Origin of the sequence: Alcanivorax hongdengensis A-11-3, assembly GCF_000300995.1 — a bacterium.
Classification (GTDB): Bacteria; Pseudomonadota; Gammaproteobacteria; order Pseudomonadales; family Alcanivoracaceae; genus Alcanivorax; species Alcanivorax hongdengensis.
The window spans coordinates 1-12,383 of the sequence record NZ_AMRJ01000016.1; the positions used below are offsets into that span (position 1 = coordinate 1).

The window sequence follows — 12,383 nt, forward strand, 5'->3', positions numbered from 1 at the left end:
CGAGCCATGCAGCTCGCGGCGTTTTTTTATGTCCGCTGCCGGGGGGTGGCGTTACATAATGACAAGCAAAGCCTATTTAGTTTGCACGATGGTCTCATTTAGGCTCGTTGACTCTATAGCAATAACAACGGGCTGATTGAGGACACTGCCATGACCACCGGGCAACGCCATCTCCCCCTGGCTTCCCTGAGATTCACCACCTTTCTTGCCGCCCTGTTGCTGGCCGCCTGTGGCGGCAGCGAATCGGGCGCCACCAGCAATGCCACCTCCGGTGAGACTCCCCGGCAGGAAGAGCGCCCCGACGAGGTGGCCGACGATACGCCGGCGGAGCCCCGTGACGGGCCGCGCCAGGTGATTTTCGTGGGCAACAACTGGGAAGGCATGATCGATGTGATCGATGCGCAGACCTATCAGCGGCTGGGGCGTATCAACGGCATTCCGGACCAGCAGGCACGTGAGCAGGCCATTGCCTCCAACCCGCTGGATCTGCTGTTTTTCCAGGGCATTCGCGTGCTCATCGGCGAGGGCCATCACCAGTACGTGGATGATATGTACAGCTCCACGGACGGGCGCCTGCTGATCGTCTCCCGCCCCAGTTATGCGGATGTGGTGGCCATCGACGTGGCCAGCGGCGAGATTGCCTGGCGTTTCAAGGTAGACGGTTACCGCTCGGATCACATGGCCCTGTCTCCGGATGGCCGCCAGGTGGCGGTGTCCGCGTCCACCGGCAATGTGGTGCACCTTCTGGATGTGGAAACCGGCGAAGAGCAGGGCCGTTTCGCCTCCGGGGATTCACCCCACGAGAATGTCTACTCCGACGATGGCCAGCGTATCTACCACGCCAGTATCGGCACGGTTTACACGCCGCTGGACAACAAGCTGGTGGGCGATCTCACCGATGGCCTGCTGGGCCAGAATCTGCTGGATGCCACCAAGGGCGAGCGGGTGTTTCAGGTGGTGGATGCCAACAGCCTGGAAATCATCAAGCGTCTGGACCTGGCTGCGGACCTGGAGGCTGCCGGCTATGGCAACCTGAGCACGGCGGTGCGGCCCATGGCCCATACCTCCAATGAGCGCTACTTCTATTTTCAGCTGTCTTTCCTGCACGGCTTTATTGAATACGACATGCAGGAAGAAAAAGTGCTGCGCCTGGTGGAACTGCCGGACCTGACCAATGGCTTGCCCCGGGCACTCTACGTGAACGATTCTGCCCACCACGGCATTGCCATGAGCGACGACGACAAGACCCTCTGTGTGGCCGGCACCATGAGTGACTATGTGGCGCTGGTGGACCGCCGCTCCTCCCAGTATCAGCTGAAGACCGGTATCGGTGAAAAACCCTACTGGGTGACCACCAGCGAGGATGGCGAGCATTGCTATGTGTCCTGGAGCGGCACCGATCAGATGTCCGTGTTCCACTATGCCAGCGGTGAAGAAGTCGCCCGCGTCAACGTGGGCGACCATCCCCAGCGCATCCGCGAGGGCAGCGTGCCCGAGCGCTGGGTGGCAGAGCAGGACAGCGTCTTCCTGCCCTGACCGGGCACTGCGGGAGCGGCGCCTGGGTCGCTCCCGTTTTTTTGCCACTTTTTTATTGTCAATCCTGTCCGCTGCTCCCACTATTCGCCCTGACACGAGAGGGGGCTCCCTGGCCCGCTGATAACAGGAGCGAACTCATCATGCGAATTCTGCACACCATGCTGCGCGTGGGCGATCTGGAACGGTCCGTGGCCTTCTACACCGAGGTGCTCGGCATGCAGGAACTGCGCCGCAAGGATTACCCGCAAGGCCGTTTCACCAATGTGTTTGTCGGCTATCAGCCGGAATCCGAGGGGGCCGTGCTGGAGCTGACCTGTAACTGGGATCAGCAGCATTATGATCTCGGTGATGGCTATGGCCATGTGGCCCTGGCGGTGGACGACGTGTACGCTGCTTGTGAGCGTATTCGCGAACGGGGCGGGGTGATAAGCCGTGAGCCGGGCCCCATGAAACACGGCACCACGATCCTGGCCTTTGCCCAGGACCCGGATGGTTACAAGATCGAACTGCTGCAAAGGGACTGACAGGCTGATGACACAAACCACCGTAGGCTGGCGGGAATGGGCACAATTGCCTGAACTGGGTATCGACACCATCAAGGTCAAGGTGGATACCGGGGCCCGCACCTCGGCACTGCATGCCTTCGCAGTGGAAAGCTTTCAGCGTGACGGCGCCGACTGGGTGCGCTTTTCCCTGCATCCGCTGCAGGACAACGACACGGTGGTGGAATGCGAAGCCCCGGTGCTGGATCGGCGCGTGGTGTCCGACTCCGGCGGTCACCGTGAGGAGCGACCGGTGATTCGCACCGAGATTGTCATGGGCACGCAACGCTGGCCCATTGAAATTACGCTCACTGATCGCGACACCATGAAATTCCGTATGCTGCTCGGTCGCACGGCTATGGGCCGTTTGCTGGTCGATCCGACGGCATCCTTTCTGTTAGGCGGAAACCAAGAGCAACCATGAAAATTGCAATCCTGTCCCGCAACAAGCGGCTTTATTCCACCCGACGTCTGGTGGAAGCCGGCGAGGCCGCCGGCCATGAAATGCACGTGATCGACACCCTGCGCTGCTACATGAGCATGGTGTCCCACAAGCCGGAGATTCACTTCAAGGGCGAAGTGCTGGAAGGCTTTGATGCGGTGATTCCCCGTATTGGTGCATCCATTACCCAGTACGGTACCGCCGTGCTGCGTCAGTTCGAGATGATGGGCGTGTTTCCGATCAATGAGTCGGTGGCCATTTCCCGTTCCCGTGACAAGCTGCGCTCGCTGCAGTTGCTGTCGCGCAAGGGTGTGGGCCTGCCGATCACCGGGTTTGCCCACTCCCCGGATGACATTCCCGACCTGATCAACATGGTTCGTGGTGCACCGCTGGTGATCAAGATGCTGGAAGGCACCCAGGGCATCGGTGTGGTGCTGGCGGAAACCCGCAAGGCCGCCGAGTCAGTGATCGAGGCCTTCATGGGGCTGAATGTGTCGGTCATGGTGCAGGAATATATTCAGGAGGCCGGCGGCGCCGACATCCGCTGTTTCGTGGTGGGCGGCAAGGTGATCGCCGCCATGAAGCGCCAGGCTCTGCCCGGCGAATTTCGCTCCAACCTGCACCGTGGCGGCAGTGCCAGCCTGATTCGCATCACCCCGGAAGAGCGCGCCACCGCCGTGCGTGCGGCGCGCATCATGGGCCTCAATGTGGCCGGTGTGGATATTCTGCGCTCCAATCATGGCCCGCTGGTGATGGAAGTGAACTCCTCGCCGGGGCTGGAAGGCATCGAAAATGCCACCCACAAGGACGTGGCCGGCATGATCATCAAGTTTATCGAGAAGGATGCGCGCCCCTACCGTACGCAGACCAAGGGCGCCAAGGGGTAGACGCCGTTAACAGTGAAGCGGAAATCCCCACTGCGTGCAGGAGGGTGTCGTTGAGCATGGCTCGTGGTGCATTTCAGGTTTGTGGTGAAAAATGAAAAACACAAAAGAACCCAGGAACAAGCCCTTCGAGATTGATGGTGTGACGGTGCAGCCGGGCACCCGGGCCAAGGTGGAACTGCCGCTGGCCCAGCTCTATACCCAGACGCCGTTGAATGTGCCGATCCATGTGATCCATGGCCGCCGCCCGGGACCGGTGCTGATGGTCAGTGCCGCCATTCACGGTGACGAACTTAACGGCGTGGAGATCATCCGGCGCCTGCTGCGCCATTCCGCCCTGAAAAGCCTCAACGGTACCCTGATGGCGGTGCCGGTGGTGAACGTGTTTGGCTTCATCCACAAGACCCGTTATCTGCCGGATCGCCGTGACCTCAATCGCTGTTTCCCCGGCTCGGAAACCGGCAGCCTCGGCGCGCGCATGGCCTGGCAGTTCAAGAGCCAGGTGCTGGACCGTGCCACCCATGCGGTGGACCTGCATACCGGTGCCATTCACCGGGCCAACCTGCCACAGATCCGTGCCGACCTGTCCAGTGACGATACCGCTGCCATGGCCAACGCCTTCGGCGTGCCGGTGGTGATCAATTCGGTGCTGGGCGAGGGCACCTTGCGCGAGGTGGCCGAGGCCCAGGGCATTCCGGTGATTACCTACGAGGCCGGCGAAGCACTGCGCTTTGACGAGGGCAGCATCCGCGCCGGGGTCAAGGGGGTACTCAATATCATGCAGCACCTGGGCATGACCGGCTCGCGCCGCACCAAGGCGCCGGCGGAGCCCTACATCGCCCGCTCTTCAAGCTGGGTGCGGGCCGAGCGCGACGGTGTCTTCCTGTCACTGGTGGCGCTGGGCGCCTGGATCAAGAAGGGCGATCTGATCGGCCGCATCTCCAGCCCCTTCGGTGGTGAGGATGTGGATATCCATTCGCCCGCTGCCGGCATTCTGGTGGGTCGCAACAACCTGCCGCTGGTCAACGAAGGCGAGGCGCTCTATCACATTGCCCGCTTCGAGGAAGTCAGCGAGGTGGCCCAGTCCCTGGAAGAGTTCACCTCGGATATCGAAAAGGGCCCGACCCTGGCCGGCCAGCCTCCCATCGTCTGAGGCGCCGCTGTGGCGGTAATCACATCCTTGTGTATGCATGTCTTGGCATTTTTGCCGCAGCATGCCAGCATCAAACTGGATAGATACCGCCGGGGGGAATGACTGGCGGCTAACGCAACCAGGGAAGAACAATAATGCGAACCTGTAGCCTGCCAGCCGCCATGCTGGCCTGCGGCCTGTTGCTGACCGTGTCAGCCGGTGCTGCCGAGGTGTCGGTCTCTCCGGCCGGTGCCTTTTCCGCCTCCGGCGATCTGGCCATGAAAAAGGGCCATATCCCGGTCACCTGCGCCACCACCTTCGACGGTACCGTGGCCGGCGATGGCGCCATTGAAGTCACTGCGGTGCACTTCGGCGGCCTCAACCCCCTGTGCAAGAGCATCAAGGCCCTGGGCCTGCCCTGGCAAGGCCAGGTGGACAGCCCGCATCAACTCACCGTGCAGGATATGCAGGTGAAGGTGCGGGTCCCGGTGCTGGGCGGAATCTGCGGGCCCGGCCCGGTGTCGCTGGTGTGGCGCAATGCCCGGGCCTCCGCCGCCTTCGAGCAGGTCACCCTGGGACCGGACTGTGCCATGGATGGCACCATGATCACCTCGCCGTCGGTGGATATCCGCGCCGTGGACACCCTGTCGGTGGCAGAGCAAACCCGGTAAGGGTTTGTTGAGCTATTTGCCTCTGCGCGTATGAGCTTTGTTATTCCGGCCTGATCGGCGTTTCCCCTGACGGGAAACGCCCTATATCATAGCGCCCCACTGATACAGGCTGATGCAAGGACATAACGATGCAAAATGTGGTGGCGATTCCTGCCAATCCGGCGCTGGTTAACAGCACCGAAGATTTCCTGCACGCGGTGGAGCATGACCGCAAGGACAGCGCAGAAAAATTCATCCACATGGTGGATCATCTCACCGATCGCATTCTCAGCCTGTTCCTGGTGGAGCCGGCCAATATGGCGCAGCTGAGCTCCGGCCAGCAGAAGATCATCGACTTCGCTGTCAGCACCGGCGGCAAGGCCTCCAGCATGCTGACCCGGCAGATCTTCAAGAAGGTCACCAACAAGGAATTCGCGCCGGTGGTGGAAAACGTCAAGGCCATGTACTGGCAGGCCGGTGCCGACAATGACAACCACGCCTATATTGCCTTTCCGGTGGACGATGCCTTCGCCGCCCAGTTCCGCCAGGCCGCCGAGCTGTGCGCCGAGGGCAAGGGCACCCAGGACGTGGAGCTGGTCACCCGTGCCATGGGGTCCGTGGCGGACAAGATCATTGATGAGGTGTTTGTCGCCAATACCAAGGTGGTGAAGATCGGTTTCGTTACCCAGAAAGCCCTGAACGTGGGCGTGGACGGCAGCCGCAAGGCGGTGCATGCGGTCAACAACAAGGTCCTGCGCAACCTCAGCGATGAAGAGCTGAAAGGCTACATGGCGCACTATCAGGGGATCCTGCGCCAGCGCGGTTAATGACCGGGCGGCAATGAAAAACGGGGCCATCTGGCCCCGTTTTTTTATGCCTGGCTGGCAGGCTTGCGTGCCGGGCGCCGGCGGCGGCGCGGCGGGCCCTTGCGGGCGGGCGCACCATCGGCGCGACCGGCGGGTTTGTTGCTGCCGCGCGGTTGGCCGTTGCCGGCGCCGCGCTTCTGGCCGTTATTCTGGCCGGCGGGCTTATCGGACTTGGGCTTCTTCGGCCGCCGACGTTTCGGTGGCAGTGGCTCGCCGGCGTCCGGCACCACTTCCGAGGGCACAAAACCGTCGATCTGGCGACGTTCCAGTTTTTTCTGGATCAGTCGCTCGATGTCTTTCAACTGCTTGCTCTCGTCGGCGCTGACCAGGGATACCGCCTGGCCGCTGGCGCCGGCCCGGCCGGTGCGGCCGATACGGTGAACGTAGTCCTCCGGCAAATTGGGCAGGTCCACGTTGACCACCTGGGGCAGCTGGTCGATATCCAGACCGCGGGCGGCAATGTCGGTGGCTACCAGGGCCCGCAGTTTGCCGCTCTTGAAGTCCGCCAGGGCGCGGGTGCGGGCATTCTGGCTCTTGTTGCCATGGATGGCGGCGGCCTCGATACCACCGGCTTCCAACTGCTTGGCCAGCCGGTTGGCGCCGTGCTTGGTGCGGCTGAATACCAGCACCTGGTACCAGTTGTGGGTATTGATCAGGTGGGCGAGCAGGGCCGGCTTGTGTTTCTTGTCCACCGGAATGATCCATTGAGTGACCAGCTCGGTGGTGGTGTTGCGCGGGCTCACGTCAATTTCCACCGGCTGGTTGACCAGCCCCTTGGCCAGCGCCCGGATCTCCGGCGAGAAGGTGGCCGAGAACATCAGGTTCTGCCGCTTGGGCGGCAGCTTGGCGAGGATTTTGCGGATATCGTGGATGAAGCCCATGTCCAGCATGCGGTCGGCTTCGTCCAGCACCAGAATTTCCAGCTGATCGAAACGCACGGCATTTTGCTGGTAAAGGTCAAGCAGACGGCCGGGGGTGGCCACCAGCACATCCACGCCGCCGCGCAGACGCTGCATCTGCGGATTGATCTTGACTCCACCAAAGACCACGGTGCTGCGCAGGGGCAGGTTCTTGCCGTAGGTTTCCACGCTTTCGGCCACCTGGGCGGCCAGTTCGCGGGTGGGGGTCAGTACCAGGGCCCGTACCTGATTGTGGCGTACCTTGGGGCCATGGCTCAGACGTTCCAGCAGCGGCAGGGTAAAACCGGCGGTCTTGCCGGTGCCGGTCTGGGCGGCGGCCATCACGTCCTTGCCGTCCAGTACGGCGGGAATCGCCTGGGCCTGGATCGGCGAGGGTTGCGTATAGCCTTTTTCGGCCACGGCCGACAACAGGGCATCACTGAGCCCGAGATTGGAAAAACTCATGAAGGGGAATCGAATTATCGAGAAGGGGCGCGAAGACTAACCGATATCTTCGCGCAACACGAGCGCTTAATGGGACAGTTTTCGATCAGGCTGCCAGGATGGCGGCACGGATTTCAATGGTCTGCCAATCGCTGTGATGGTCGGCATGGCTGTCTTCAAATACCTGGGCCAGTTCGTCCGGTACCCAGTCGAAGGTGCTGATGTCGTCCTGTTCCATGGTAGTTTCCCCTTGTATGACAGCTTTACAGTAAGGGGTGGGCGACAATCGGGTCTGTTGCCCTGTTGTAAGCTTTTGCTTACAGAGCGTGACGATATTGGCTTTTTGTGCATGGCAGGGAGGTGGCAATGGAAGACCTGGACTGGGCCCAGATGGGCACGCACCTGTACCAGCTGGGGCTGGCATTCCTGCTGGCGCTGCCGGTGGCCTGGAACCGGGAGCGCCGGGCCCGGGGCGCCGGCCTGCGTACCTTTCCGCTGGTATCGGTGGCCGCCTGTGGCTACATGCTGGTGGGCATGCAGACGTTCAGCGGCTCGGATGCCGAGGCGCGGGTGATGTACGGCATTATCACCGGCATGGGCTTTATCGGCGGCGGGGCGATCCTCAAGGAGGGGGCCAATGTCAGCGGCACGGCGACTGCGGCCAGCCTCTGGAATACCGGTGCCATCGGCGTTTCCGTGGCGTTCAGCCGTTACGAGATCGCCGTGGTGCTGTCACTGATCAACTTCATCATTTTGCAGTTCTTCACCTCGTTCAAGCGCCAGCCCCGGGAACCCTTGGACTGATCAGCATTGCGCCAGAATGGCCTGGCGCACGCAGTGCAGTACCCCGGTGGGCCAGTCATCGCTCAGATGATCGCGTAGCTGGCGGTAGCTGAAGGTATCCTCGGCCAGGTTGGGCTGGCTGAGCAGGGCATCCTGAATGATGCCGATTTCCACCTCTGACAGGCCCAGTGCCTGCTCCAGTGTCAGCTGGCCGCTGGCCACCAGTTCCGCCAGCTGGCGGTAGACCGTCTGTTCGTTGATGCCCTGCTGGTTGGCGATCTGTGCCGGGCTCATATTGGCCTGGGCCAGTGCCAGTATCTCGTTACTGTCCGGGCCGGCGGGTTCCGCCACGCCATCGGCCGCATCGTCGTTGTCGTTCAGTACGGCCAGAAAATCATCGCCGTAACGCTCCAGTTTGCGATCGCCCACGCCGCTCACCGCGGCCAGTTCCCGGCGGTTGCGGGGGCGTACGGCCAGCATGTCCATCAGGGTGGCGTCATGGAAGACCACGTAGGGCGGCACCCCTTCTTCCTCGGCCAGGCGCTTGCGGCAGGCGCGCAGGGCTTCCCAGAGTACCCGGTCGGCCTCGGCCACGGCGGAGTGGCTGCGACGGGTGGTGGTCTTGCTGGCCTTGGCCAGCTCCCGGCGCAGGTGCAACGGCTTTTCGCCGCGCAGGTAGGGGCGGCAGGCTTCGGTGAGTTGCAGGGCACCATAGCCGTTCATATCCACGGTCAGCAGGCCCTGGGCCACCAGCTGTCGATAAATGCTCTTCCACTGGGTGGCGTTGAATTCGTTGCCGATGTTCCAGGTGGACACATGGTCGTGGCCGGCGCTGGCCACCTTGTCGGAGCGGTTGCCGGTGAGCACGTCGATCAGGTGGTTGACGCCGAAGCGCTGGCCGGTGCGGTAGACGCAGCTGAGCGCTTTCTGGGCGGCCTCGGTGGCATCGAACGTCTGTGGTGGGTTCAGGCAGGTGTCGCAGTTGCCACAGGGCTGGGCCAGGGTTTCGCCGAAATAGTGCAACAGGGCCTGGCGGCGGCAGCGGGTGATCTCGCATAGCCCCAGCATGGCCTCCAGGCGCTGGTGCTCGTTGCGTTTGTGCTGCTCGCTGCCGTTGCTCTGCGCCAGCATCTGCTTGAGCTTGATGGCATCTTCCAGGCCATAGGCCATCCAGGCGGTGGCTGGCTCGCCGTCACGGCCGGCGCGACCGGTTTCCTGGTAGTAGGATTCGATGCTCTTGGGCAGGTCCAGGTGCGCCACAAAGCGCACATCCGGTTTGTCGATGCCCATGCCGAAGGCAATGGTGGCGACAATGACCAGGCCGTCTTCGCGCAGGAAACGCTGCTGGTTCTTTTCACGGGTGCCGGCGGGCAGGCCGGCGTGGTAGGGCAGGGCGTTGATGCCCTGCTGGCAGAGCCAGTCGGCCACCCGCTCCACCTTGTTGCGTGACAGGCAGTAGACAATGCCCGCCTCGCCGCTGTGCTCGGTGCGCAGCAGGCGCAGCAACTGATTGCGCGCACCGTCCTTGCGTTCGATGCGGTACTGGATATTGGGCCGGTCGAAGCTGGAGACAAAATGGCGCGCCTGGGTCAGATCCAGCCGTTCGGCGATTTCCGTGCGGGTGCGGTTGTCGGCGGTGGCGGTGAGCGCGATGCGCGGCACGCTGGGGAATTCCCGGTGCAGCAGTGACAGTTGCAGATAGTCGTTGCGAAAGTCATGACCCCACTGGGACACGCAGTGGGCTTCGTCGATGGCAAACAGGGCAATGTCAGCCTGCTTGAGCAGCGACAGGGTTCGCGGCTGTATCAGGCGCTCCGGGGCAATGTAGAGCATGTCCAGCTCGCCCTGCAGCAGCGCCGCTTCCAGTTCCCGCACCTGATCAAAGGCCAGGGTGGAGTTGAGAAAGCCGGCCCTGACGCCCAGTGCCTTGAGAGCATCCACCTGGTCCTGCATCAGGGCAATCAGCGGGCTGATCACCACGCCGGTGCCCGAGCGGACCAGGGCCGGTATCTGATAACACAGGGATTTACCGCCACCGGTGGGCATCAGTACCAGGGCATCGTCGCCCTGGATCAGGGTATCGATGATGGCCTGCTGTTCACCGCGGAACTGGTGGTAGCCGAAGACGTGCTCGAGAACGGAATGGGCATCGGATTGCATGGCGCGAGTATACCTGCCGGGCCTGCGGTGTGACATCCATGAACCACTGCCGGGCATGAAATCCCGGCTGACAATGGTTGTCCGCCAGAGGCCCCGGGGGTTGTCAGCCAATCGCTTGCTCAAAGGTAGGAATTATGATTCACTTCTTTTAAAGAAATGAACTCAAGTTCCGATTAACTGCCGACTCCGGCGTCCGACAGGCGTGCACCCTGGTCGATGGCGGAGGGCGTAGACTGGCGAGAGTGCCGGCCGGGGGTCACTGACCCGGCGGCAAACTGCCCTGTGGAGAGCCACCATGAATGCCAAGCATGACACCCTCAACGCTGACCCCATGGCCATGACCCATGAAGTCTTCAACCAGGCCCGGGCGCTGGAAGACTACAACGCCTATGACAGCGACACGGCTCTGCGCGAGGCGGTGCGCCGCCATGGTGCCGGTTGGGCCGAGCCCCAGCTGTCCGCCCACGGCGCCCGCACCGGCAGCGCCGAGGTCATTGAGTGGGGGTTTCTGGCCAATGAACACAAACCCCAGTTCTTCAGCCATGACCGTCAGGGTTACCGGGTGGACTACGTCAAATACCACGAGGCCTACCACCGGCTGATGGCGCTGGGCCTGGAGGCCGGCATTCATTCGGCGCCCTGGGCGGCGCCACGGGCCGGGGCCCATGTGGCCCGGGCCGCACAAAGCTACCTGCAGGCCCAGGCGGAGGCCGGGCATGGCTGCCCGCTGACCATGACCTTCGCGGCGGTGCCGTCCATCAAGCTGACCCCGTCACTGGCCAAGGAATGGTTGCCGAAAATCCTCAATAACGCCTATGACCCGCGCAACGTGCCCCACACGGAAAAGCAGGCGCTCACCATCGGCATGGGCATGACCGAGAAACAGGGCGGCTCCGATGTCCGGGCCAACACCACCCGCGCTTACCCGATAGGTGCCGAAGGGCCCGGTGAGGCCTATGAACTGGTGGGCCACAAGTGGTTCACCTCCGCGCCCATGTGCGATGCCTTCCTGGTGCTGGCGCAGACCGGGGCCGGCGTCAGCTGTTTTCTGGTGCCGCGCTGGCGCCCGGATGGCAGCAAGAACCCGATCCAGGTGCAACGTCTGAAGAACAAGATGGGTAACGTTTCCAACGCCTCGTCGGAAATCGAGCTGCGTGGCGCCCTGGGCTGGCTGGTGGGCGAAGAAGGCCGTGGCGTGCCGGCCATCATCGAGATGGTGGCCATGACCCGTTTCGACTGCATGATTGGTTCCACCTCCGGGCAGCGCCAGGCCGTTGCCCAGGCCGTCAACCATGCCCAGGGCCGTGCCGCTTTTGGCAAGACACTGATCGATCAGCCGCTGATGCGTAACGTGCTGGCGGACCTGCAGCTGGAAGTGGAGGGCTCACTGGCCATTGCCATGCGCATGGGCGAGGCACTGGACAACACCACCCTGGACCCGGCCAATAGCCACGAAAAGCTGCTGCTGCGCCTGGGCCTGCCGGCGGGCAAGTACTGGATCTGCAAGCGCACCCCCTTCCATGCCTACGAGGCCATGGAATGCCTGGGCGGTAACGGTGTCACCGAAGACTTCATCATGGCCCGTCTCTACCGGGAGGCACCCATCAATGCCATTTGGGAGGGGTCCGGCAATGTGCAGGCGCTGGACATGCTGCGTGCCCTGGCCAAGACGCCGGCGGTGCTGGACACCTGGTTTGCCGAGCTGGGCAAGACCGCCGGCAGTGATGCCCGTCTGGACAAGGCGGTGAATGCCCTCAAGCAGGAATTCACCGACATGGACGATGCCGAATACCGGGCCCGGGATATTGTTGATCGCCTGTCCTTGACCATGCAGGCCAGCCAGCTGGTGGCAGCGGGCAACCCGGCCGTGGCGGATGCGTTTATCGCCTCCCGCCTGGGCCAGCACGGTGATCGCAACTACGGCACCCTGCCGCGGGGGCTGGACCTGGACACCCTGCTGCAGCGCGCCAATCCCTGGCAGGCCTGATGTTGGCCACTGACAGAGGCCCGGTGGGTCGGGATAATGTCGGTTTTGTCTGGAAGGC

The 12,383-nt window shown here is 62.7% G+C and carries 12 protein-coding genes; 9 read left to right on the forward strand and 3 right to left on the reverse strand.

Annotated features, from left to right (window positions below):
* Positions 1-150: 150 nt before the first annotated feature.
* The 7 genes from A11A3_RS10650 to A11A3_RS10680 all read left to right on the forward strand — a co-directional run bounded on the left by A11A3_RS10650 (position 151) and on the right by A11A3_RS10680 (position 6,013).
* Positions 151-1,536 carry a YncE family protein gene (locus A11A3_RS10650; protein ID WP_008929306.1) on the forward strand — a complete coding sequence of 462 codons (1,386 nt, stop codon included), beginning with the start codon at positions 151-153 and terminating at the stop codon, positions 1,534-1,536.
* A 140-nt stretch (positions 1,537-1,676) separates the two neighbouring features.
* Positions 1,677-2,060, forward strand: coding sequence for a lactoylglutathione lyase (gene gloA / locus A11A3_RS10655; protein WP_008929307.1), 384 nt, complete (start codon positions 1,677-1,679; stop codon positions 2,058-2,060).
* 7 nt (positions 2,061-2,067) lie between these two features.
* On the forward strand, positions 2,068-2,502 hold the full coding sequence (locus A11A3_RS10660; protein WP_008929308.1) for an ATP-dependent zinc protease family protein: 435 nt from the start codon (positions 2,068-2,070) through the stop codon (positions 2,500-2,502).
* Positions 2,499-3,407, forward strand: a complete 909-nt coding sequence (rimK, locus tag A11A3_RS10665) for a 30S ribosomal protein S6--L-glutamate ligase (RefSeq protein ID WP_008929309.1) — start codon at positions 2,499-2,501, stop codon at positions 3,405-3,407. The genes A11A3_RS10660 and rimK overlap by 4 nt, the downstream gene beginning before the upstream one ends.
* 91 nt (positions 3,408-3,498) lie before the next feature.
* Complete coding sequence (locus A11A3_RS10670) at positions 3,499-4,557, forward strand: succinylglutamate desuccinylase/aspartoacylase family protein (RefSeq protein ID WP_008929310.1); 1,059 nt, start codon at positions 3,499-3,501, stop codon at positions 4,555-4,557.
* Between the two features lie 134 nt (positions 4,558-4,691).
* The gene (locus tag A11A3_RS10675) at positions 4,692-5,207 is read left to right on the forward strand and encodes a PraA/PraB family alkane oxidation protein activator (RefSeq protein WP_008929311.1); all 516 of its coding nucleotides are present in this window, start codon (positions 4,692-4,694) and stop codon (positions 5,205-5,207) included.
* A gap of 128 nt (positions 5,208-5,335) precedes the next feature.
* Entirely contained in the window at positions 5,336-6,013 is a 678-nt protein-coding gene (locus A11A3_RS10680; protein WP_008929312.1) for a hypothetical protein, read from the forward strand.
* A gap of 44 nt (positions 6,014-6,057) precedes the next feature.
* On the opposite strand, the gene A11A3_RS10685 is transcribed toward A11A3_RS10680, so the two are convergent.
* Both A11A3_RS10685 and A11A3_RS18165 read right to left on the reverse strand, forming a co-directional pair.
* Positions 6,058-7,416, reverse strand: a complete 1,359-nt coding sequence (locus tag A11A3_RS10685; RefSeq protein ID WP_008929313.1) for a DEAD/DEAH box helicase — start codon at positions 7,414-7,416, stop codon at positions 6,058-6,060.
* An 85-nt stretch (positions 7,417-7,501) separates the two neighbouring features.
* Entirely contained in the window at positions 7,502-7,633 is a 132-nt protein-coding gene (locus A11A3_RS18165; RefSeq protein ID WP_272942974.1) for a hypothetical protein, read from the reverse strand.
* A 128-nt stretch (positions 7,634-7,761) separates the two neighbouring features.
* On the opposite strand from A11A3_RS18165, the gene A11A3_RS10690 reads away from it, so the two are divergent.
* Complete coding sequence (locus A11A3_RS10690; RefSeq protein ID WP_008929314.1) at positions 7,762-8,199, forward strand: MgtC/SapB family protein; 438 nt, start codon at positions 7,762-7,764, stop codon at positions 8,197-8,199.
* Here the strand turns inward: A11A3_RS10690 and recQ are convergent, their stop codons facing one another.
* On the reverse strand, positions 8,200-10,338 hold the full coding sequence (recQ, locus tag A11A3_RS10695) for a DNA helicase RecQ (protein ID WP_008929315.1): 2,139 nt from the start codon (positions 10,336-10,338) through the stop codon (positions 8,200-8,202). It lies immediately after the preceding gene.
* A 295-nt stretch (positions 10,339-10,633) separates the two neighbouring features.
* On the opposite strand from recQ, the gene A11A3_RS10700 reads away from it, so the two are divergent.
* Positions 10,634-12,325, forward strand: coding sequence for an acyl-CoA dehydrogenase family protein (locus tag A11A3_RS10700; protein WP_008929316.1), 1,692 nt, complete (start codon positions 10,634-10,636; stop codon positions 12,323-12,325).
* The last annotated feature ends 58 nt before the right edge of the window (positions 12,326-12,383 follow it).